23 protein-coding genes are annotated in these 22158 nt (G+C 59.7%); 14 read left to right on the forward strand and 9 right to left on the reverse strand.

Annotated elements, in window-relative coordinates:
- Positions 1 to 206: 206 nt before the first annotated feature.
- The 4 genes from RHP75_RS08015 to pdxH all read left to right on the forward strand — a co-directional run bounded on the left by RHP75_RS08015 (position 207) and on the right by pdxH (position 5096).
- A complete protein-coding gene (locus RHP75_RS08015) occupies positions 207 to 2300 on the forward strand; it encodes a beta-agarase (protein ID WP_311091893.1) in 2094 nt (697 codons plus the stop codon).
- Between the two features lie 116 nt (positions 2301 to 2416).
- Entirely contained in the window at positions 2417 to 3562 is a 1146-nt protein-coding gene (locus RHP75_RS08020) for a serine hydrolase domain-containing protein (RefSeq protein WP_311091273.1), read from the forward strand.
- 95 nt (positions 3563 to 3657) lie between these two features.
- Complete coding sequence (locus RHP75_RS08025) at positions 3658 to 4344, forward strand: OmpA family protein (protein ID WP_409079713.1); 687 nt, start codon at positions 3658 to 3660, stop codon at positions 4342 to 4344.
- 104 nt (positions 4345 to 4448) lie between these two features.
- Positions 4449 to 5096 carry a pyridoxamine 5'-phosphate oxidase gene (gene pdxH / locus RHP75_RS08030; RefSeq protein ID WP_311091274.1) on the forward strand — a complete coding sequence of 216 codons (648 nt, stop codon included), beginning with the start codon at positions 4449 to 4451 and terminating at the stop codon, positions 5094 to 5096.
- 7 nt (positions 5097 to 5103) lie between these two features.
- On the opposite strand, the gene RHP75_RS08035 is transcribed toward pdxH, so the two are convergent.
- Positions 5104 to 5340, reverse strand: coding sequence for a hypothetical protein (locus tag RHP75_RS08035; RefSeq protein WP_311091275.1), 237 nt, complete (start codon positions 5338 to 5340; stop codon positions 5104 to 5106).
- Positions 5341 to 5515: 175 nt separating this feature from the next.
- Between RHP75_RS08035 and RHP75_RS08040 the strand changes: the two genes are divergently transcribed.
- The 10 genes from RHP75_RS08040 to RHP75_RS08085 all read left to right on the forward strand — a co-directional run bounded on the left by RHP75_RS08040 (position 5516) and on the right by RHP75_RS08085 (position 15132).
- Positions 5516 to 5977 carry a glycine zipper domain-containing protein gene (locus RHP75_RS08040; protein WP_311091276.1) on the forward strand — a complete coding sequence of 154 codons (462 nt, stop codon included), beginning with the start codon at positions 5516 to 5518 and terminating at the stop codon, positions 5975 to 5977.
- A 327-nt stretch (positions 5978 to 6304) separates the two neighbouring features.
- Positions 6305 to 9097, forward strand: coding sequence for a monovalent cation/H+ antiporter subunit A (locus RHP75_RS08045; protein WP_311091277.1), 2793 nt, complete (start codon positions 6305 to 6307; stop codon positions 9095 to 9097).
- A 1-nt stretch (position 9098) separates the two neighbouring features.
- Positions 9099 to 9428 (forward strand): Na+/H+ antiporter subunit C, encoded by a 330-nt coding sequence (locus RHP75_RS08050; protein ID WP_310286413.1) that lies wholly within the window; start codon positions 9099 to 9101, stop codon positions 9426 to 9428.
- The gene (locus tag RHP75_RS08055) at positions 9425 to 10930 is read left to right on the forward strand and encodes a monovalent cation/H+ antiporter subunit D (RefSeq protein ID WP_311091278.1); all 1506 of its coding nucleotides are present in this window, start codon (positions 9425 to 9427) and stop codon (positions 10928 to 10930) included. The genes RHP75_RS08050 and RHP75_RS08055 overlap by 4 nt, the downstream gene beginning before the upstream one ends.
- Positions 10927 to 11430, forward strand: a complete 504-nt coding sequence (locus RHP75_RS08060) for a Na+/H+ antiporter subunit E (RefSeq protein WP_311091279.1) — start codon at positions 10927 to 10929, stop codon at positions 11428 to 11430. Before RHP75_RS08055 ends, RHP75_RS08060 begins: the two co-directional genes overlap by 4 nt.
- Complete coding sequence (locus RHP75_RS08065; protein ID WP_311091281.1) at positions 11415 to 11684, forward strand: K+/H+ antiporter subunit F; 270 nt, start codon at positions 11415 to 11417, stop codon at positions 11682 to 11684. Before RHP75_RS08060 ends, RHP75_RS08065 begins: the two co-directional genes overlap by 16 nt.
- 10 nt (positions 11685 to 11694) lie before the next feature.
- A complete protein-coding gene (locus tag RHP75_RS08070) occupies positions 11695 to 12027 on the forward strand; it encodes a Na+/H+ antiporter subunit G (protein ID WP_257779688.1) in 333 nt (110 codons plus the stop codon).
- 151 nt (positions 12028 to 12178) lie between these two features.
- The gene (locus tag RHP75_RS08075) at positions 12179 to 13084 is read left to right on the forward strand and encodes a DMT family transporter (protein ID WP_311091282.1); all 906 of its coding nucleotides are present in this window, start codon (positions 12179 to 12181) and stop codon (positions 13082 to 13084) included.
- A gap of 10 nt (positions 13085 to 13094) precedes the next feature.
- A complete protein-coding gene (locus tag RHP75_RS08080) occupies positions 13095 to 14189 on the forward strand; it encodes a PLP-dependent cysteine synthase family protein (RefSeq protein ID WP_311091283.1) in 1095 nt (364 codons plus the stop codon).
- Positions 14190 to 14271: 82 nt separating this feature from the next.
- On the forward strand, positions 14272 to 15132 hold the full coding sequence (locus RHP75_RS08085) for an OmpA family protein (protein WP_311091285.1): 861 nt from the start codon (positions 14272 to 14274) through the stop codon (positions 15130 to 15132).
- A 42-nt stretch (positions 15133 to 15174) separates the two neighbouring features.
- Here RHP75_RS08085 and RHP75_RS08090 read toward each other — a convergent pair whose 3' ends face one another.
- From RHP75_RS08090 to RHP75_RS08125, 8 genes are all read right to left on the reverse strand, one after another.
- Positions 15175 to 16794, reverse strand: coding sequence for an NAD(P)/FAD-dependent oxidoreductase (locus tag RHP75_RS08090; protein WP_311091287.1), 1620 nt, complete (start codon positions 16792 to 16794; stop codon positions 15175 to 15177).
- Positions 16795 to 16930: 136 nt separating this feature from the next.
- On the reverse strand, positions 16931 to 17938 hold the full coding sequence (gap, locus tag RHP75_RS08095; RefSeq protein WP_311091288.1) for a type I glyceraldehyde-3-phosphate dehydrogenase: 1008 nt from the start codon (positions 17936 to 17938) through the stop codon (positions 16931 to 16933).
- 82 nt (positions 17939 to 18020) lie between these two features.
- Complete coding sequence (locus RHP75_RS08100) at positions 18021 to 18692, reverse strand: hypothetical protein (protein WP_311091289.1); 672 nt, start codon at positions 18690 to 18692, stop codon at positions 18021 to 18023.
- A gap of 143 nt (positions 18693 to 18835) precedes the next feature.
- Positions 18836 to 19168, reverse strand: a complete 333-nt coding sequence (locus RHP75_RS08105) for a YegP family protein (protein ID WP_311091290.1) — start codon at positions 19166 to 19168, stop codon at positions 18836 to 18838.
- 1022 nt (positions 19169 to 20190) lie between these two features.
- Complete coding sequence (locus RHP75_RS08110; RefSeq protein ID WP_311091292.1) at positions 20191 to 20547, reverse strand: hypothetical protein; 357 nt, start codon at positions 20545 to 20547, stop codon at positions 20191 to 20193.
- 114 nt (positions 20548 to 20661) lie between these two features.
- The gene (locus tag RHP75_RS08115) at positions 20662 to 21138 is read right to left on the reverse strand and encodes a hypothetical protein (RefSeq protein WP_311091294.1); all 477 of its coding nucleotides are present in this window, start codon (positions 21136 to 21138) and stop codon (positions 20662 to 20664) included.
- Between the two features lie 100 nt (positions 21139 to 21238).
- The gene (locus RHP75_RS08120) at positions 21239 to 21541 is read right to left on the reverse strand and encodes a hypothetical protein (RefSeq protein ID WP_311091296.1); all 303 of its coding nucleotides are present in this window, start codon (positions 21539 to 21541) and stop codon (positions 21239 to 21241) included.
- A 103-nt stretch (positions 21542 to 21644) separates the two neighbouring features.
- Positions 21645 to 22070, reverse strand: a complete 426-nt coding sequence (locus RHP75_RS08125; RefSeq protein WP_311091297.1) for a hypothetical protein — start codon at positions 22068 to 22070, stop codon at positions 21645 to 21647.
- Positions 22071 to 22158 lie beyond the last annotated feature (88 nt).

Consider the following 22158-nt stretch of genomic DNA (forward strand, 5'->3'; position numbering starts at 1 on the left):
TGGCTTGAGCACAATGCCTTGGTGAGCACCAGGGCCTGGATTTTGCCTCCGGCAGTGTTGTCCGAGGCGGTTGAAACAATGGGGGAGTGTGGTTCGTGAAGGTTAAGCGCAGGCTGCAAACGGCTGTTCTGGTATCAGCGCTCGTGGGGTTTGCCGGCGCAGCTGTGGCGAAAGAGTCGCAGGAACTGTTCAACTTTGTCCGGCCAATGGATGCCGTGCAGGTCACAACACAGGATGCCGATCTGCCCAACCGCATTGGCGAGCCCACTCCGCAAGGCGAAGTGCTGCGGCGGGTGACCTTCCATGCAGCTGAACAGCCGAGCCTAAGGTTGACCCCGCAAGACGGTAGCTGGGACTGGTCGCAGCAAACGCAGGTGAGCCTGCGTGTGCAGAACGCCATGGACTGGGCGCTGACTCTGGATGTGCTGATCGAGAGCACTGACGGTCAGCGGCTGAACACGCGTATTGCCTTGCCTGCCGGGCCTGCGCAAACCCTGTTGATTCCTTTGCAGGCAGTCTCGCCCCGCGATCACGGCATGCGTGCCGGCGTACCGATGCCCTGGACGCATAAAGGCCAGCGCCTGCTGTTGGCGGACACGGTCACGGGTGCGCTGGACCTGAGCAAGGTCAGCGCGGTCACTCTATCCATGCCGCAGCCGAAAACCGCGCAACATATTCTGATCAGTCAGTTTGGCGTGAGTACCGAGAAGCTTTCGGCAGCGGCCTATGCTGGCATCGTCGACAGTTACGGCCAGTACACGCGCGCCGATTGGCCGGGCAAGGTAAAGAATGACGCGCAACTGCAGCAGGCGGTGGCCCAGGAGCAGAAGCAACTGCACAGCTGGTTGGCCGAGCGCCCTGCACATGACAAGTTTGCAGGCTGGACCGGCGGGATGCCGTTTGAGGCGAGCGGCTTCTTTCGCACCGAGAAGCGCGATGGCCGCTGGTACCTGGTAACGCCAGAGGGCCATCCGTTCTACTCGCTGGGCGTCAATGCGGTCACCGCGCAGCAGAGCGCCACCTACGTCGAGGGGCGTGAGGCGATGTTTGCCGGGTTGCCGCAACCGGGTGAGGTACTGGCGGCCTATTTCGGCACGTCCGACAGCCGCAGCGACACCGGTGCCAACCAGGGCCGGGCGTTTGCCAGCGGGCGCTGGTTCGATTTCTACAAGGCCAACCTGCAGCGCAGCTACGGTCAGGTTGACCCCGCGGCCTGGCGTACGCTGAGCCAGGACCGTTTGCAGGCCTGGGGTTTCAATACCCTGGGGAACTGGAGTGAGCCGTCCTTTGGCGGCGATACCCGCATGCCGTTCAGCATTCCGCTGTCGATTCATGGCGATTACGCCACCATCAGCACTGGCGTCGATTGGTGGGGCGCGATGCCTGATCCGTTCGACCCGCGCTTTGCCATGGCCACCGAGCGCGCGGTGGCGATTGCCTCGCGTGATCACCGCGACAATCCCTGGCTGCTGGGCTATTTCGCCGATAACGAATTGGCCTGGGCCGGCCCGGCGGATGACCCCAACGGCCGTTACGCCCTGGCGTACGCCACGCTGCGCCTGACCACCGATGTGTCGGCCAAGCGCGCCTTCCTCAAGCAGCTGCGCGACAAGTATCGCAATCAGAATGGCCTGTCCCGCGCCTGGGGTATCGAGCTGTCGGCCTGGGAGTTGATGGAAGATCCTGGCTTTAAGGCGCCGCTGCCAAGCGCCGAGTACCCGGCCATCGAGAAAGACATGCAGGCATTCTTGCGTCTGTATGCCGAGACCTACTTCAAAACCATTGCCGATTCGCTTGAGTGGCACGCGCCTAATCACTTGCTGCTGGGGGGGCGTTTCGCCAGCAGCATCCCCGAGGCGGTGAATGCCTGTGCGACCTTCTGCGATGTGTTGAGCTTCAACTTCTATACCCGTGAGCCGCAGCACGGCTATGACTTTGCTGCCCTGCGCCAGCTGGACAAACCGTTGATGGTCACCGAGTTCCACTTCGGCTCGCGTGACCGTGGGCCGTTCTGGGGCGGAGTTGCCGAGGTTTATAAGGAAGAAGAGCGCGGGCCGGCCTATGCGCATTTCCTGGCCAAGGCCCTGGAAGAGCCGCAGATCGTCGGTGTGCACTGGTTCCAGTACCTCGATCAGCCGGTCACCGGGCGTCTGCTGGACGGTGAGAACGGTCATTTGGGTCTGGTTGCCATTACTGATCGGCCTTGGGATGGCTTTGTCAAAGCAGTGCGCAAAGCCAACCTTGATGTGCCTAAAACGCTGCTAAAGCCTGTAACTGCGCCAGATTCTAAGGCTCCGTAGGGGGCTATTCGCCGAGCTGATAATAGGAATACCAGCCTTGTGCTGGGTTCACCGCAGGCGTCAGAGCTGAAACAATCTGCCGAACATTTGGCCGAGTATAAAAAGGGGGCAGGGTGGTGCAGATACAGGGTTATTTCGACCTCAAGTTCGAAGCGCTGAGAGACGCTTTTGCGGCACTGTTCGATGAGCCGCAAGAGCGCGGCATGGCCCTCTGCGTGCAAATCGGCGGCGAAACCGTAGTGGATCTGTGGGCCGGGGTTGCCGACAAGGATGGTCAGCAGGCCTGGCACAGCGACACCATTCTTAACCTGTTTTCCTGCACCAAGACCTTTACTGCAGTTACCGCGCTGCAACTGGTGGGCGAGGGTAAGCTCGAACTGGATGCACCGGTCGCGCGCTACTGGCCCGAGTTCGCCGCCGCCGGCAAGGACAAGATCACCCTGCGCCACTTGCTCAGCCATCAGGCCGGGCTGCCAGCCTTGCGCGAGATGTTGCCGGCCGAAGCCTTATACGACTGGCAGGCGATGACCACGGCGCTGGCTGCCGAGCAGCCCTGGTGGGCTCTGGGTGAGGGCCATGGTTACGCGCCGATTACCTATGGCTGGCTGGTGGGTGAAGTGTTGCGCCGGGTTGAAGGGCTCGGGCCGGGCGAGTCCATCGTCGCGCGCACGGCCAAACCACTGGGTCTGGATTTTCATGTCGGTCTGGCCGATGAAGAGTTCGACCGGGTGGCAGTCATCTCCCGTGGCAAGGGCAACTTTGGCGATGCGGCTGCCCAGCGCTTGCTCAAGACCATGATGAGCGAACCGGCAGCCATGAGTACGCGGGCCTTTACCAACCCGCCGTCGATCATGACCAGTACCAATAAACCTGAGTGGCGACGCATGCAGCAGCCTGCAGCGAATGGCCATGGCAATGCCCGTAGTCTGGCCGGTTTTTACAGCGGTCTGCTGGATGGTCAGTTGCTGGAAAGCGAGTTGCTGGCTGAGCTGACCCGTGAACATGCAGTGGGCGAAGACAAGACCCTGCTGACCCGCACCCGCTTCGGTCTGGGCTGCATGCTGGATCAGCCCGAGGTTGCCAACGCCACCTATGGCATGGGGCCGCGCGCCTTTGGCCACCCTGGAGCCGGCGGTTCCATTGGCTTTGCCGACCCGGAGCGAGATGTTGCCTTCGGTTTTGTCACCAACAACCTAGGACCGTTCGTCTTGATGGACCCCCGTGCGCAGAAACTTGCGCGTCTATTGGCTGATTGTTTATAGCCAGCTCGGCTAAACTGCTGCGCAACATGGCATGGCCGGCCGTCTGAGCGGGCCACTGACCGGTTTCTTTTTTGCTCATCACGTGTGGATACCCGATGCTCGCCAATAAATCTCTCGCCATCGCTCTGTGTGTACTGATCAGCGGTTGCAGCCTTTTCGAAAAATCCGAAAAGCCAGCGCCGAAAGTGGTGCCAATGCCGCCACCAGCAGTCACTCAGGCCTGGTTGGATGTGTACGAGCCGAAGGTGCGTGAAGCGATCAAAGGTACCCATTTCGAGTTCGAGCGCCGCGAAAACCTGCTAGTCGTCACTGCACCGGTGCAGGGGTCGTTCAACCCGGACCGTCCCCACATGATGCTGCCAACCACCCTCGGCCCGCTGAGCCGCATGGCCAAGCTGCTGGAAAGCGATGAAACCATCGGTGTGCTGATTCTCGGCCACGCCGACAGCAGCGGTGAAGTAAGTGCCAACCGTGAGTTGAGCCACCAGCGCGCTCGAGCGTTCACCTCGATTTTCCGCCTCAGCGGTCTCAAGCAGAACCGTCTGATGGTTAAAGGCCTGGGTTCGGACATGCCGCGTGCCGCCAACGACAGTCAGCAAGGCCGTGCGTTGAACCGCCGGGTGGAAATCCTCCTGACCTCGAAAGCCACCCTCAACGCGCTGATCTCCAAGTACAGCCAACCTGCACCGGCACCCGCTGCTGCGGTAGCCGCTGCCAAGCCTGCCGCTGACAAGAGTGCGAAAACCGTAGCCAAGGCTGATAAGCCAGCCAGCAGCCAGTAAGACACTCCGCCAGTAGCCGCCAGGCAGCGGTGTGTTGCCGCAGATCAAGCCAGATAGAACGCTCGCGGGTAAGCTAGGCAATACTTGTTCGAGAGGATTTGCCGATGACTCAAACCCTGGCTGATATGCGTCGTGACTACACCCGCGACGGCTTGAGCGAGGCGCAAGCGCCGCTTGAGCCCTTTGCGCTGTTCGAGCAATGGTTTGCCGATGCAGTGAAGACCGAGCAGTTGCCGGTCGAGCCCAATGCCATGACCCTGGCGACCGTCGATGCTGAAGGGCGTCCGCATTGCCGGGTGTTGCTGCTGAAAGGGCTGGATGCGCGCGGCTTCACCTTCTTCAGCAACTACGACAGTGCCAAAGGCCAGCACCTGGCCGCCAATCCCTTTGCCGCCATGACCTTCTTCTGGCCCAGCCTGGAGCGGCAGGTGCGTATCGAGGGGCGCGTCGAGCGGGTTAGTGCCGAAGAGTGTGATGCCTACTTTCAGGTGCGTCCTCTGGGCAGCCGGCTGGGGGCCTGGGCTTCGCCGCAGAGCCAGGTGATTGCCGATCGTGCCGAGCTGGAAGGCCTGCTGGCAGAAACCGAGCAGCGTTTTCTCGATCGTGCGCCACATTGCCCGCCGCACTGGGGCGGTTATCGTCTACTGCCGGAGCGTATCGAGTTCTGGCAGGGGCGTTCCAGTCGCCTGCATGACCGCCTGAATTTTCGTTTGCAGGACGCCGCCTGGCTGCGTGAGCGCCTGGCGCCCTGAATTCGTTTCAGTCGCCGGAATACTGCGCGGCGGCTTGCTCCAGCCAGGCGGGCAGGTCGCTGCGCTTGATGCCGGCGGCCTGCGCCTCAGCCAGGCGAGCCAGCATATAGTTGCGTTTGGCCGTTGAGTCGCCAGCCAGCGACAGCGCCAGATCGCGATCCATCCAGCGTTTGATTCGCACATACAACCACCAGTGGAAGTACAGCCCGGCAATACTGGTGATGGCGACGATAAAGTAATCCATAAATCCCCCAGACCAAATCTTAGCTTAGGCTGATTGGATGCCGCGTTTGCACGCGGTGAAGTGTCGCGCCGAGGCCCTGCGCTGCAGCTAGGGTAAAGTTTTGCTGCATATTGGCGGGTGACAGCGGCGCTGCGCAGGCGTTTTAATGAGCACCTGCCTAACTGGAGAAACAATCATGCGTAAACCCGTTCTGTTGGCTGCCTCGTTTGCCGCGCTGGCCCTGTTGGGTGGCTGCGCCTCCAGCCTGACCGGCGACACCTACTCGCGCGACGAAGCACGCACCGTGCAGACCGTGCGTATGGGCACCATCGAAGCGTTGCGCCCAGTGAAGATCGAAGGCACGAAAACCCCGATCGGCGCAGGTGCCGGTGCGGTAATCGGCGGTGTGGCGGGTAGCAGCGTCGGTGGCGGGCGTGGCAGCGCGGTGGCCGCAGTGATCGGTGCAGTGGCCGGTGGTCTACTGGGGGCGATGACCGAGGAAGGTCTGACCCGTACCCAGGGCGTGGAAATCACCGTGCTGGAGGATGACGGCAGCATGCGTGCCTACGTCCAGGCGGTCGAAGAGAATCAGATTTTCCGCGTCGGCGAGCGTGTGCGCATCATGACCGTGAATGGCACCAGCCGCGTTACTCACTGAGTGGTCAGGAAGCCGGATCAGTTCTGACTGATCCGGTTTTTTATTGTCTTTTTTCCAGATAAACCAGATGTTTATCGGCGTTTCGCAGGTTTTTCAGGCAAGCTCGCGGAATACTCAGTGTTTAGTAATAATTCTATCCATGACGGCCGGCCGATAGTTATGGATAATCGCGCACGCTTTTGTGCTGGCGGGCTTTAGTCGGCGCGCAGTGCAATACTTTTGCGCGGGTTGCAGTGCAGGTAAAAGTCTGTGCTTGAACGCCAGTGAGCAGGTTAGGGAGTCAGCCGGGGACGGATACGTTCCGGGTTCGTATTAAGGGGTTTTTCTATGACGCTTGCGCTGATTATCGCCTTGCCATTTCTCGGCATCTTTCTGCCTTTGCTGGCCGAGCGCCTGGGTCGTTCCGCCTGCGCTGCAGCGGCAGGCGTGGCGCCGCTGACGGCCCTGGTATTGCTGCTCTCGCAGCAGTCTGCGGTGTTCGCTGGCGAACTGCTCAAGGTCAAGCTGGAGTGGTTGCCGGCCTTGGGCCTGAACCTCAGCCTGCGCCTGGATGGTTTGGGTTTTCTGTTTGCCCTGCTGATTCTCGGTATTGGCCTTCTGGTCATTCTTTACGCACGCTACTACCTGTCGAAGAAGGAGCCGATGGGACGTTTCTTCGCCTTCCTCCTGTTGTTCATGGGCGCCATGCTCGGCGTGGTGCTCTCGGAAAACCTGCTGCTGATGTTGATGTTCTGGGAACTGACCAGCCTATCGTCGTTCCTGCTGATCGGTTTCTGGGGCGCCCGTTCGGATGCCCGCAAAGGCGCGCGCATGGCCCTGGCCGTGACTGGCGGCGGTGGCCTGGCGCTATTCGCCGGCATTCTATTGATCGGCCATATCGCCGGCAGCTTCGAGTTGTCCCAAGTGCTGGCTGCCGGTTACGCGATCCGCGCCCATGAGCTGTACCCGCTGGCGCTGATTCTGGTGCTGCTGGGCGTGTTCACCAAGTCGGCGCAGTTCCCGTTCCATTTCTGGCTGCCCCATGCGATGGCCGCTCCGACGCCGGTCTCGGCCTATTTGCACTCGGCGACCATGGTCAAGGCCGGGGTGTTTCTCCTGGCGCGTCTGTACCCGGCGCTGGCAGGGTCGGAGTGGTGGTTCTACCTGGTCAGCATCACCGGTCTGGTGACCTTGCTGGTCGGCGCCGGTATGGCGCTGTTTCAGCATGACCTCAAGGGCCTGCTGGCCTATTCGACCATCAGCCACCTGGGCCTGATTACCTTGCTGTTCGGATTGGACACACGCTTGGCCGCCGTGGCCGCGGTGTTCCACATTATCAACCACGCCACCTTCAAGGCTTCGCTGTTTATGGCGGCGGGAATTATTGACCACGAAACCGGCAGTCGCGATATGCGGCGCATCAACGGCATGTGGAAGTACATGCCGCATACGGCCGTACTGGCGATGGTCGCGGCCTCGGCGATGGCCGGGGTGCCGCTGCTCAACGGCTTCCTGAGCAAGGAAATGTTCTTTACCGAAACGCTCAATCAGCACCTGCTGGGCAGCTTCAATTGGGTGATTCCGGCGGCGGCAACCCTGGCTGGGGTGTTCTCGGTGGCCTATTCGCTGCGTTTTATCCACGACGTGTTCTTCAACGGCGAGCCGGTCGACCTGCCGCATTACCCGCCGCATGAACCGCCGCGCTACATGAAAGTCCCCGTGGAGATTCTGGTGTTCCTTTGCCTGCTGGTCGGGATTGTGCCGGCCTACACCGTAGCGCCACTGCTTGCCGCAGCCGCTGCGGCAACCCTGGGCGGTGAAGTGCCGAGTTACAGCCTGGCGATCTGGCACGGTTTCAACTTGCCGCTGCTGATGAGTTTTATCGCCCTGTTCGGCGGGATTCTAGTGTACGTGTTCCGTCAGCCTCTATTTCGCTGGTATGCCGGGCTGCCGAGTGTGGATGCCAAGCTGCTGTTTGAGCAGGCTGTGCAGGTGCTGGTGAAGCTGTGTGCGGTGTTCACCCAGTGGCTGGAAAACGCTTCACTGCAGCGTTATCTGGCGTTGCTGTTGGCTGCGGCACTCTTGGTAGTGACGCAAGGGCTGAGTTCGTTGCCGCAGATCAGCGGGCCGCTAGCGATGACCGAGATCGACGGCATCACCGCCCTGGGCCTGGGCATCATGGCCCTGTCCGCGCTGGTGACGGTGGTGTTCCATCGTCAGCGCCTGGTTTCGCTGTTGATGCTTAGCGTGGTCGGGTTGATGGTGGCACTGGCCTTCGCCCGCTATTCGGCGCCGGATCTGGCCCTGACCCAGCTGTCGGTAGAGGTGGTGACCATTATTCTGCTGATGCTTGCGCTGTTCTTCCTGCCGGCGCATACCCGCATCGAGTCCAGCAGCCTGCGCGGCCTGCGCGATTTCACCCTGGCGGTGGGCAGCGGGGTGATGGTGGCGATGCTGGTGTTCGCCGTGCTGACACGCCCATACGACAGTATTTCGGCGTTCTTCCTGGAGAACAGCGTGCCGGGCGGCGGCGGCACCAACGTGGTCAACGTGATTCTGGTGGACTTCCGCGGCTTCGATACCATGGGCGAGGTCACCGTGCTGGCGATTGCCGCCGTCGGCATCTTCGCGCTGCTCGACGGCCTGCGCCTGTTCCAGCCGAAGGTCGACGCGCAGGGCCGCAGTTGGGCGCGTGACCGCCATCCGCTGATTCTCGCCACTCTGTCGCGGGTGCTGTTGCCGATGGCGCTGCTGGTCTCGGTGTTTATCTTCCTGCGTGGCCACAACCTGCCGGGCGGCGGCTTTATCGCCGGTCTGGTAACGGCCGTTGCGCTGATCCTGCAATACGTCGCCAGCGGGGTGCAGTGGACGCAGTCGCGCCTGCCGCTGAATTACCAGGGCATGGCCGGCCTCGGCGTGATGATTGCTGGCCTGACGGGGCTGGGCAGCTGGCTGTTTGACCGACCGTTCCTGACCTCAGCCTTCGGTCATTTCCATATCCCGCTGATCGGTGAAATCGAACTGGCCACGGCGCTGTTGTTTGACCTGGGCGTGTACCTGACGGTTGTCGGCGCGACCCTGCTGATTCTCGCCAACCTGGGCAAGCTGACCCAGGAAAAAGCTGCACAAGAGGTGCTTTGAGATGGAAGCCATATTTGCTGCGACCCTGGGCATCCTTACCGCCAGCGGTGTGTACCTGCTGCTGCGCGCACGGACCTTCCCGGTGGTGCTGGGGCTGACGCTGATTTCCTACGCGGTCAACCTGTTCCTGTTTGCCATGGGCCGCTTGCAGAGCGGCGTGGTGACGGTGATCGGCAAAGGCAGTGCCTACGCGGACCCGCTGCCGCAAGCGCTGGTGCTGACCGCCATCGTGATCGGCTTTGCCATGACTGCATTCGTGGTGGTGCTGGCGCTGCGCAGCGTTGGCGAAACCCAGACCGACCATGTTGATGGCCAGGAGCCTGCGCAATGAATCACGGCTTGATCCTGCCCATCCTGCTGCCGATGTTTGCCGGCAGCCTGTTGCTGCTCGGCGCGGGCCTGAGCCTGCGGGTCAAACGCAGCCTTTCACTGGTGGCGACCCTGTTGCTGCTGCCATTGAGCGGTTATCTGCTCTGGCTGGCCGATCAGGGCGTGCTGCAGGTGTATGCCGCCGGTAACTGGGCGGCGCCGTTCGGCATCATTCTGCTGCTCGATCGGCTGAGCGCCTTGCTGCTGGTGGTCACGGCGGTGCTTGGCAGCTTTGCCCTCTTGTATGCGGTGCGGGGCGACGATGAGCGCGGGCAGAGTTTCCATGCGCTGTTCCAGTTCCAGCTGATGGGCATCAACGGCGCCTTCCTCACCGGCGACCTGTTCAACCTGTTCGTGTTCTTTGAAATCCTGCTGATCGCCTCCTATGCGCTGCTGGTGCATGGCGGTGGGGTAGAGCGGGTTCGCGCGGGGCTGCATTACGTGGTGCTGAACCTGGTGGGGTCGGCGTTCTTCCTGCTCGCCGTGGGCGTGCTGTATGGCATCACCGGCACTCTGAACATGGCAGATATGGCCATTCGGGTGGCGGCCGCCGGGCCAGATGATGCGGCGCTGCTCGGTGCTGCCGGCTTGCTGCTGCTGGTGGTGTTCGGCCTCAAGGCGGCGTTTCTGCCGCTGTATTTCTGGCTGCCCAAGGCCTATGCCTCGGCCACTGCGCCGGTTGCGGCGCTGTTTGCGATCATGACCAAGGTCGGCCTGTATTCGATCATCCGCGTGTACACGCTGATCTTTGGTGATGAGGCCGGCAGCCTGGCCAATATGGCCAACGACTGGCTCTGGCCGATTGCCCTGCTGACCCTGGCGCTGGGCGTGATCGGCGCGTTGGCGGCGATCAGCTTGCAGGGGTTGCTGGCGTATCTGGTGGTGGTGTCGGTCGGCACCTTGCTCGCCGGTATCGCTATCGGCACCGAGCAAGCCCTGGCCGCAGCCCTGTATTACCTGGTGCACAGCACCTGGGTGGCTGGCGGGTTGTTCCTGCTGGCCGATCTGATTGCTCGCCAGCGTGGGGTTAAAGAAGCGTTGCTGGTGCAGGGTCCGGCGCTGCAGAACCCGCACCTGCTCGGCGGCCTGTTCTTCTTTGGTGCGATTGCCGTGGCCGGTTTGCCGCCGCTGTCCGGGTTTATTGGCAAGCTGCTGCTGCTGCGCTCGCTGGAGCCTGGCTTGCAGGCGCTCATGCTGTGGTCCGTGGTGTTGGGCGGCGGCCTACTCACCCTGGTGGCCCTCAGCCGTGCCGGCAGCATGCTGTTCTGGCGCGTCGGCTTGAGCCAGCTGGACAGTGCCGAACTGGATTACGGCCGGCTGCTGGCCTGCGCCGGCTTGCTGCTGTTCAGCCTGCTACTGATGGTTGGTGCCGCGCCGCTGCTGAGTTATGTCGAGGCTACCGCCAGCCAACTGCATGATTTGGCGCTGTACCGGCAAATCATCGAATCGGGAGCTGCACGATGAAAGCACGTCGCTGGTTACCCCATCCGCTGCTGAGCCTGTGCCTGCTGCTGGTCTGGCTGTTACTGATGAATGACCTGAGCCTGGGCCACTGGCTACTCGGTGCGCTACTCGGCTGGGCCATTCCGCTGCTGACCCAGGTGTTCTGGATCAATCCGCCACGGGTGCACAAACCGTTCAAGCTGTGCCTGTTTCTGCTGCGCATCCTCGGCGATATCGTCATGGCCAACCTGCAGGTGGCCAAGCTGATTCTCGGCTCGCCCGTCAAACTGCGCCCGGCCTTCGTGGAAATTCCCATGCTGCTGGAAGATGAACTGGCCCTGACCATGCTCACCAGCATCATCTCCCTGACCCCAGGCACGGTGTCCGCCGACCTCAGCGATGACCGCAAGATGTTGCTGGTACACGGCCTGGATGTGCCGGACGCCGACGCCTTGGTCGCGGAAATCAAACAGCGCTACGAAGCACCCTTGCTGGAGGTATTCACATGCTCGCCTACGTGATTCCGCTGTGCCTGGTGATTATCGGCCTGGCCCTGATGTTGACCATGGCGCGCCTGATCATCGGCCCGGATCTGCCCGATCGCATCCTGGCCCTGGATACCCTGTATATCAACGCGATTGCCATGCTGGTGCTGTTCGGCATCTGGCTGGGTTCGGACCTGTATTTTGAAGCGGCCTTGCTGATTGCGGTGATGGGCTTTATCGGCACGGTGGCCGTGGCCAAGTACTTGCTGCGCGGCGACATCATCGAATGAGGAGCATCTGATGGCTTTCTGGATCGAAGCGCTGGTGGCGCTGTTTCTGCTGATCGGCAGCCTGTTCGCACTGATCGGCGCAATCGGCCTGTACCGCCTGCCGGACTTTTTTATGCGCCTGCACGGCCCGACCAAGGCCAGCACCCTGGGTGTGGGCGGCATGGTGATCGCCTCGCTGATTTACTTCAGCTTTCGCGGCGAGGGCGTCAGCCTGCATGAGCTGCTGATCGCCCTGTTTCTGTTTATCACCGCCCCGGTCAGCGCCCATATGCTGGCCAAGGCTGCGTTGCAGCAGAAGTTGCGGATCAACGAGCAAACGCGCGGTAAACCCTGGGAACAATAAGGTGCCGCTTGCGTCGCGCTTCCTGTGGGAGGGGCTTTAGCCGCGACGGTTGTCTCGTCTCGAACTACCCCACACAGTTCGCGGTGCTGACTGTATCTGTCGGCGCCGCGCCAGCCTCTCTACACTGCAGTCTTTAGTCAGGGGCTTGGTTATGCGTGAGCAGGGAAGGGGCATCGCGGTCATCTGCCTGGTGATCGCCATGGCGCTGTGGGGCAGTTCCTTTATTGCGCTCAAGTTGGCCTTTGCCGAATTGCCGCCGCTGTGGGTGATCTTCGGCCGCATGGCTCTTGGCAGCCTGGTGTTTCTGCTGGCCTGGCGCTGGCGTGGGCAGATGCACTACCGCACTGGCGACTGGAAGTATCTACTGGGCCTGGCCGCCTGCGAACCCTGTCTGTATTTCCTCTTTGAAGCCCTGGCGCTGCAGCACACCAGCGCCGCGCAAGCGGGCATGGTCACGGCTTTGCTGCCGCTGTTGGTGGCAGTGGGAGCGTTTGTCTTTCTGCGTGAACGGATCAGCCGCACGACGCTGATGGGTTTTCTGCTCGCGATGGTGGGTGCGGTGTGGCTGAGCCTGGCCGGTAGCGCCGATGAACACGCGAGCAACCCGATTCTCGGCAACTTCTACGAGCTGCTGGCGATGCTCTGCGCCATGGGTTACACCCTGTTGCTCAAGCATCTGTCATCGCGCTATTCGCCCTTTTTGCTGACCGCCATGGTGGCTTTTGTCGGCACTGTTTTCTTTCTGCCTCTGGCTTGGTTCAGCGCGCCGTTGCCAACCAGCGTCAGCCCCATGGGCCTGGGCGCGGTGGCGTACCTGGGCATTCTGGTCACGGTGGGCGCTTACGGGTTGTACAACTTCGGCGTCAGCCGCTTGCCGGCCAGCCAGGCGTCGGGTTTTACCAACCTGATTCCGGTGTTCACCCTGCTGTTCGCCATACTGCTATTGGGCGAAAGCCTCAACGGCATGCAAATGCTGGCTGCAGCCTTGGTGTTTGCCGGCGTATTGCTGAGTCAGTGGCGCGGGACGCGTGTAGTACCGGCTGGTGTTTTGGATTAGGGGAAAAGCTATGAGCGAGTCAAGAACCTGGGCGCGCGAAGCGATCCGCATCATCGAGGCGGATTTTCAGCGCAGCGCGGATACCCACCTGATTCCCCTGGCGCTGCCGGGTTTGCCGGGCGTTGAGCTGTATTTCAAGGATGAGTCCAGCCACCCCACCGGCAGCCTTAAGCATCGCCTGGCGCGTTCGCTGTTTCTCTATGCACTGTGCAATGGCTGGCTCAAACCCGGTGCGCCGGTGATCGAGGCCTCCAGCGGCTCCACGGCAATCTCCGAAGCGTATTTCGCCCGTTTGCTCGGGCTGCCGTTTATCGCGGTGATGCCGGCCAGCACCTCGAAGGAGAAGATTGCGCAGATCGCTTTTTACGGCGGCCAGAGCCATCTGGTGCAGGACCCGACGCAGATCTACGCCGAGTCCGAGCGCCTGGCGCGCGAGACCGGCGGGCATTTTATGGATCAGTTCACCTACGCCGAGCGCGCCACCGATTGGCGCGCCAATAACAATATCGCCGAATCGATTTTCCAGCAGCTGCGCAGCGAGCGCTTTCCCGAGCCGAGCTGGCTGGTTTCCAGTCCCGGCACTGGTGGCACCCTGGCGACCCTGGGGCGCTATGTGCGCTATCGCCGCCACAGCACTCAGGTTTTGTGCGCCGATGCCGAGCGTTCGGTGTTTTTCGATTACTACCGCAGCGGCGATGCCAGCCTGTGCCTGAACCACGGTTCGCGTATCGAAGGCATCGGCCGGCCACGGGTCGAGGCGTCCTTTCTGCCGTCAGTGATTGATGCCATGTGCAAGGTGCCGGATGCCTTGTCTCTGGCGGCCATGCATTATCTGGCCCAGCGCCTGGGTCGCAAAGTGGGTGGCTCCAGCGGCACCAATCTGATTGGCGCGCTGCTTGTGGCGCAGCGGATGGTCGCGGCGGGCGAATCCGGTTCGGTGGTGGCGATTCTTTGCGATGGCGGCGAGCGCTATGCTGACACCTACTACGATCAGGCATGGCTCAGCGCTCAGGGTTTCGATCTGACTGGGTTAATCGCCGTGGTAGCGGATTGCGCCGAACGCGGCGTCGCTTTGCCGGCTGACTTGCCCACGGCAGGGTTATAGGCGGCTGCTCGGTAGCGGCTGGTCTAGAGTCACTGCTGTGGGTGGGCGTACACCGCGCCCCGAATGCAGCAGGAGAAATGCCATGGGAACTGTGCGCAGCTGCTTGCACATGCTGCTGTGGTCAGCCGTTTGGCTGAGCGTACCGGTGCTGGCAGCCGATGATACGGCGGGGTCGAAGGACCATCCGCTGCTGTCACGCTACCCGAACTCGCATATCGTCGAGTACGAGCAGAACTACAACGCCGCGCAGTTCGCCACCGGCACTCAGGACGGCGTGCCACAGCGCCAGACCGTGGAAGGTGATGCCACGCAGATTCGCTATTTCCACAACGCGGTAGATAACCAGCCGAGCCCGCTGCAGCTGCTGCGTAACTACCAGAACGCGATCAAGTCGATCGGCGGCGAAGTGGTTTACGAGCGTCTGCCGCAGGACGGCGATGGCGGCGAAACCACGCTGAAGGTCTCGACTGGCGGCAAGGAGGTGTGGGTGCGCCTGGAACCGGAAATCTTCAGCGCACCAACCCAGAGCTACAAGCTGGTGATCGTCGAAGTGGCGGCCATGCAGCAGGTGGTCAGCGCCAACCTGTTGCTCGATGAACTCAACCGCAACGGCTTTATCGCCCTGTATATCAATTTCGACACCGGCAAAGCCGAGCTCAAGGCCGATGGCCAGGCCACCGTGGTGGAGATTGTCAGCATGCTGAAAGCCGCGCCGGCGCTGCGTCTGGCCATCGAGGGCCATACCGACAGCCAGGGCCATGCCGAGGCTAACAAGCTGTTGTCCGAACAGCGCGCGCAGAGCGTGATGAACGCCATAGTCGCTGCGGGTATCGAGGCGCAGCGGCTGACTGCTGCGGGCTTCGGCCAGGAACGGCCAGTGGCGGACAACCGCAGCGAAGAAGGACGGGCGAAGAATCGTCGGGTCGAGTTGGTCAAGCTGTAGTCCATATGCTGCCTGGCTTACAGGCAGCATATGGGTGACCTCTTAGGCCGGTTCGGCAATCCCCAGCATGTCGCGAATCAGCGCTTCGGCCACACGAATGCCATCCACCCCGGCAGAGAGAATGCCGCCGGCGTAGCCGGCACCTTCACCAGCCGGGTACAGGCCGCGAACGTTGAGGCTCTGCATATCCGCGCCACGGGTAATACGCAGCGGCGAGGAGGTGCGGGTTTCGATGCCGGTGAGTACCGCGTCATGCAGGTCGAAGCCTTTGATCTGTTTGCCGAAGGCCGGCAGCGCTTCGCGGATCGCTTCGATGGCGAAGTCAGGTAGGGCTAGGGCCAGATCGCCCAGCTTGATACCCGGCTTGTACGAGGGCTCAACACTACCCAGCGCGCTCGATGGTTTGCCCGCGATAAAGTCGCCAACCAGTTGCCCCGGCGCTTCGTAGGTGCTGCCGCCGAGCAGATAGGCCTGAGACTCCAAACGCTCCTGCAATTCCACCCCGGCCAGTGGGCCGCCTGGGTAATCCTGCTCTGGGGTGATGCCGACGACGATGCCGGCGTTGGCGTTGCGTTCGTTACGTGAGTACTGGCTCATGCCGTTGGTCACCACGCGGTTCGGCTCCGAGGTGGCCGCAACCACGGTGCCGCCAGGGCACATGCAGAAGCTGTAGACCGAGCGGCCGTTCTTGGCGTGGTGCACCAGTTTGTAGTCTGCAGCGCCGAGCTTGGGATGGCCGGCATATTTACCGAGGCGTGCGCGGTCGATCAGCCCTTGCGGGTGCTCGATACGAAAGCCCACCGAGAACGGCTTGGCTTCCATAAATACTTCACGTTTGTGCAGCATGCGGAAAGTGTCACGCGAGCTGTGGCCCAGGGCCAGGATCACCTGGCGGCTGAGAATCTGCTCGCCGCTGTCGAGCACCACGCCTTTGAGCTGGCCATCCTCGATCAGCACATCGCTGACGCGCTGCTGAAAACGCACTTCGCCGCCCAGCGCCTTGATTTCCTCGCGCATGGTGGCGACCACGCCGGTGAGGCGGAAGGTGCCGATATGTGGCTTGCTGACGTAGAGAATTTCCTCTGGCGCGCCGGCTTTGACGAACTCCTGCAGCACCTTGCGCCCGTAATGCTTGGGGTCTTTGATCTGGCTGTACAACTTGCCGTCGGAGAAGGTGCCGGCACCGCCTTCGCCGAACTGTACATTGGACTCGGGGTTGAGCACCTTCTTGCGCCACAGGCCCCAGGTGTCCTTGGTGCGCTGGCGCACTTCGGTGCCGCGTTCCAGCACGATGGGCTTGAGTCCGGCTTGGGCGAGGATCAATGCGGCAAAAATCCCGCACGGGCCAAAGCCGACTACCAGCGGACGCTCGGCGAGGTTCTCGGGCGCCATGCCGACTGGTTTGTAGGCGGTATCCGGGGTGATGCTGATATGCCGGTCATCGCTGAACTTGCTTAGCAGCGCCGCTTCATCGCGCAGCTCGCAGTCGAGTGTGTAGATGAAGTGCATTTCAGTGGATTTCTTGCGCGCATCGTAGCTGCGCTTGAACAGGGTGAAGCCAAGCAGCTCGCTGTCGGCAATCCCCAGGCGCTGGACGATGGCCGGGCGCAGGGCCTCGTCGGGATGGTCGAGGGGCAGCTTGAGTTCGGTGATACGAAGCATGAGGGACGATCCACTTTCAGGGCCGGAGGCAACCCGGCAGCTTTTAAAAGGCGACGATTATACGCCTGATCAGTGGTTAAAGGCCGCTGCCGATAAACGGCAGCGGCCCGTCATGGGGCGCGCTCAACCCATAGTGCTAGCGCACCTCAGGCTTTACCCAAGCCAGCATCACGTCGAGCATGCGGTTGGCGAAGGCCCACTCGTTGTCATACCAGGCCAAGACCTTGACCAGATCGCCCTGCACGCGGGTGTGGCTGAGGTCGACCACGCAGGACACCGGGTAGCCGTTGAAGTCGCTGGACACCAGTGCCAGCTCGTTGCACTCCATAACCCCCGGCGGCAATTGCAAAGCGCCGGCTTTTAGCGCGGCGTTGATCGCTTCACGGCTGGTCGGGCGTTCGCTGGTAAAGGTCAGGTCGACCAGCGACACATTGGGCGTTGGTACGCGTATCGACAGCCCATCCAGGCGGCCGATCAGCTCCGGCATGACCAGGCCGATGGCTTTGGCCGCACCGGTGCTGGTGGGGATCATCGACAGCGCGGCGGCACGGGCGCGGTAAAGATCGCTGTGGGTCTTGTCCAGCAGGTTCTGGTCATTGGTGTAGGAGTGGATAGTGTTGACCAGGCCCTGACGAATGCCCACGGCTTCGTGCAGTACCTTGGCCATCGGCGCCAGGCAGTTAGTGGTGCAGGAGGCGTTGGAAACGATCTGCTGATCGCCCAGCAGCTGGTGGTTGACGCCGTAGACCACGGTCAGGTCGGCACTGTCCAGCGGATGCGACAGCAGCACCCTCGGGCTGCCGGCGCTGATGTGCTGTTCGACCTGGGCGCGTTTTTTCAGCTTGCCGGTGCATTCGAGCACCAGATCCACCGCATGCTCCCGCCAAGGCAGATTAGTCACCTCACGCTCACGCAGCAGTTGGATAGGGTGGCCGTTTACCCGCAAGGTGTCGCCGTCCAGGCTGATATCGCCAGGAAAGCGGCCGAAAGTGGAGTCGAAGCGGGTGAGGTGGGCGAGGGTGCTCTGCTCACCCAGGTCATTGATCGCGGTGAGGTGGATCTGCTGCTCCAGTTTGCGCTCGAACAACGCGCGCACCAGGCAGCGACCGATACGTCCATATCCATTGATAGCAATACGCAGCATAACGATATCCCTTTGGCTGTCTTCCCTTGCAGCTTAGGCCAATCGTCTGCCGCTCGGCTGATCTATCTCAGTTATCTGATTGCTAATCGTTGCGCGCGCCGCCCAGGTAGGCACAGCCCCGCAAGATTTCACCATTAAGGCGTAGCTCGGCGCTCAGGTGCTGCACCGCGCCACTCATGCCGTCGACGCAGCGCTGGCGGGCAACCCACAAATCAAGGCGTTGGCCGTTGGCTTCACTGCTCAGGTTGAGGCGGCCTTCGGGCAATTGCTCTTCCAGGTACGGCAGCGCCTGTGGCTCCTGGCCGGGCCGATTGAGGATCAGGCCCTGATTGCTTACCGCGATATTCCAGTCCGGCTCGTGGCCGCTGGCACGCAGGAGGGTGCGGGCAAAGTTGATATCTGTGCAGCCATGGCCTTCAGCCTGTACCCGGTACACCTGGCTCGGCACGAATTGGCCATCGACACCTTTCTGCGCATTGGCCTGTAGCTGGCCGCGCATATCGACATACAGCGTGGTGTGGCCGTCAGCGAACAGCGTGCTGGCATCGCTGCTCAGCTCGGCGGCGCTGTCTTCCTTGAGGATAAATTGACGTTGTTCCTGGCAGGGGCGAAACAGCAATTGGCCCGCGTTCAGGCTGAGCTCGCCCTGCATGCGCGTCTGCTCGATCACCGGCTCGGCGGGTTTATCGGTAAACACCTGGCAGCTGGCGAGCAGTGGCAACAAGGCAAAGCAAAACGGGCGGCTGAAACGCATCGTGGCACTCCTGAAAAGTGCGCTCACGTTACCTAGGCCCCTGGCGTATCACAAGGGCATGCCGCCAATGGTGACGGCATATTCAACCGCGTCGGGCACAGCAGCTAGGGCGGCAAAGCCTGCTGACTGAAGTGCCCTAAGGGTTAGGCATCAGTCTTGATGGTCGTGGTTGGACCATTGGTCTTGACCGACTCAATACCGCCCTCACGGCTGGCCGCCGCCTTGTACATCTGGCTAGTGCCAATCACCTGATGGTTGGCCGCCTTGAGGTTGAAGTAAAAGCGTCCATCACTGGCATCCTTACGCTCGTAACGCTCATCGGCGGGCGAGTTTTTCTGCACCGAAGCAATGCCACCTTCGGCAGCCGCGCGAGTTTCGTACTGCTCACTGCGCAAAATCACCTCGGCATTGCCTGCCTTCAGCACGAAAAAGAACTGGCCTTTATCGTTCTTCGAAAGTTCATACCAACCAGCCATGGCGGCCTCCATCAGATAAAAGGGAAGGGGTAGAACAGCGATCAACGCAACCACTCGTACGTGATCGACGGGCAAAAGCATAGCAAGGGCGTGTGACAGTGCTCGTTGAACTGCGAATAGTTGCGCAGGCCGTGCTTGAGGTGATTGTTTGAGTTGAGTTATTCACCGGATAGATCCGACTCTTGGTCAGGGGCGCTCAAGAGGAAAGTGTCGCCATTGCTCGCTATTAGAGTAGCGGTACCCAGATTGCGGATAACCCAGTGCCATTAGCCATAGCGGCTTTCCAGCGTGCCACGTGCAGTGCAGGGGCCGTAGAGAAAAAAGTCATGCTGCTGACGTGCGGAAATAAGCATTGCCGCGCAAAGAAGGCCTGTACCTGAGCCTGACTGATCACGAACTTGGCGCAGCCTTCAGACGGTGGGCCGATTCCCTGTTTTTGCACGTGGACTCTGGTGATTGTGCCTACGGGGGATGCTGAGCGGGCCAGCGGGAGCAATAGCATTGATAACAATAGGCCTGCGAATATTCGACAGGGTTTGTGTGTTGGAACCGACGTCAGTTGTTTGGTCATTGCCGTGGGTTAGCGTTTGGTTAAGGGGCGGGCTTTAGCCCGTCCCAGTGAGCGGAGCGAACGTTTTGAACCATTTGTTAGGCGCGGACTTGAGCCGGGCGTTGCAAGTGGTTGCGCCGCGATAGCCAACAGTGCTTTTGCTTTAAATGGCTTCTGCATGCTGTTGTGCTGTTTCATGTGCTTTTCTGCTCCGCAATTTTGGAGCGCCTCAGCGCCGGCACGATGTAATGACTGACGTACAAGGCAATTGCGTAACAAAATTTTTTGCGCCGCCCGCGATTTCAAATACGCCAAATTCCTTTGATGGGAAACACACGGTTTTGAACTATTGATTCCGCGATTTCCCATGCGTACGCAGTCCTTTGCTTTGTGTGCCTAACGTTTGGTTAAGGGGCGGGCTTTAGCCCGTCCCAGTGAGCGAAGCGAACGATTTGAACCATTTGTTAGGAATTTATTGTTTCCACGATTGAGGAACCCCATAAATAATAGCTACAACAAGACAGCAACAAATAACGATTACTGTAAGCCAATAGCCTATAAGCATTGGCGACCTGAATTGATTGCAAAAATTTATGCCTGACATGTTTTCAGATGATAAGTATATTTTTTGTTGTAGGTATTTAATTGTGGGCCATGCACTTAAAATACTTTGATCGCTCCAGATTGTCGGACTACCTGCATGAAGCCATTGTTCTGTATGTGATTTTTTAAGTCTAAGTAAGAAAGTCCATTGAATTACACTAGTAACTAGCATAGTGATAATGATAATAATAACTGCGTAAGTCGTTGGATGGTTGGCGCTTTCCATGCATATTCCTAACGTTTGGTTAAGGGGCGGGCTTTAGCCCGTCCCAGTGAGCGAAGCGAACGATTTGAACCACTTGTTAGGCGCTGTTGCGACTCGTGATGCCGAGCAAAAGAGTTAACCTTGATCGAAGCTCAGGTAGTTCAAATGGTCGTTGGCATACCACACAGCACACCATGAATTTACGTTGCTCTCGTTGGAGAAAAACACCTCGCATCGGTCATCAGCCACATGCTGGAAGTCATGCTTCTCAGCGTTGATAAACCTGTAGCAGTGTTCTTCAAGCGGTCCTTCGGTTTCTGCTGCATCAACTAGCCACCGAAAATCCTCTTCCCAGATTGGATCAACAGCTATTTCACTGACACGCTTAAGCCGCAGCCGCTGAACCATGGCAGGCCAGTTGGAGTTATCGAATAAGCAGCTGATAGCAAGGCGATCATCAATTCCTGTACCGCCAGAATAAAATTTTAATGAATAGATCAAACCGTCTGTTTTAGGCCGAAAGCCGATGAGATTCGCGATGATACCAACGGCTTTTTCCTTCTCAACGTCATTGCTTATGTATTGATAGTCAACACCGTCGTATGAGCGCATCTGAACCTTTCTTGTAAGAGCCTAACGTTTGGTTAAGGGGCGGGCTTTAGCCCGTCCCAGTGAGCGAAGCGAGCGGTTTGAACCAGTTGTTAGGCCGCAGTTATAGCGGAATATAACCAGCTTCGCTAAGCCAAGATATTTCAATTTTTCCTGCAGAACGGAGGTGTTGTACTGCTTCAGAAACAATAGATAGCTGCATGTCCTTGCTAGTTAGCGAAGCTCTTATTCCATTCCGTTTAATGCTAATTATTTGGGCTTTATCTTGATCTGTAGTGTAACTTCGAGCGACTAGCTCTGTGTCGCCATCAACAAAACTATACAAATAATACTCGTAATACCAATCGTAAAAGCCATCAGCGTCTTGCTCTGAGGAATCTATGTGATGTGTGATTTCAACGCGCATTTTTGCCCTTGAAGCCTAACGTTTGGTTAAGGGGCGGGCTTTAGCCCGTCCCAGTGAGCGAAGCGAACGGTTTGAACCAGTTGTTAGGCCTCAAGAATAGGCGCTATAAGGGATATTCATCGTGCCTAGTTACAACGGGAATATCCCCGTCGCTTTTGAGAACGTGCTCAACGATATTAATTATTTCCAATACATCCTTGGTTGAATCAATATTTCGGAATTTTGACCAAGACCACTTTTTAGCTTTTTGTATAGAAGGCATTAGTGCATACCTCTCGGGGGTTTCATGTGCGTCTGGGTCTGAATAAATGCACAGCGCCATTTTGAAGTCGTTGCAAACAACTTCAAGCCACCAACCCCAATCTTCGTTGCAAAAGAAAGGAACGTTAATTCCTGCTTTAGGAAGCTCAGTTTCCAGGTATTGGCAGAGTGCCTTTCCATACATGCGCTCGTTAGTGATTTCCTTATCTTCTCCGTCGAGAATCGGGAATTTTTTGGTCTCAATGAGAAGGCAGGATTGTGGAATCACTAGGTTATCCCTTTGGGGCCTAACGTTTGGTTAAGGGGCGGGCGTTAGCCCGTCCCAGTGAGCGAAGCGAACGGTTTGAACCAGTTGT

Origin of the sequence: Pseudomonas sp. SG20056 (assembly GCF_031764535.1) — a bacterium.
Classification (GTDB): Bacteria; Pseudomonadota; Gammaproteobacteria; order Pseudomonadales; family Pseudomonadaceae; genus Aquipseudomonas.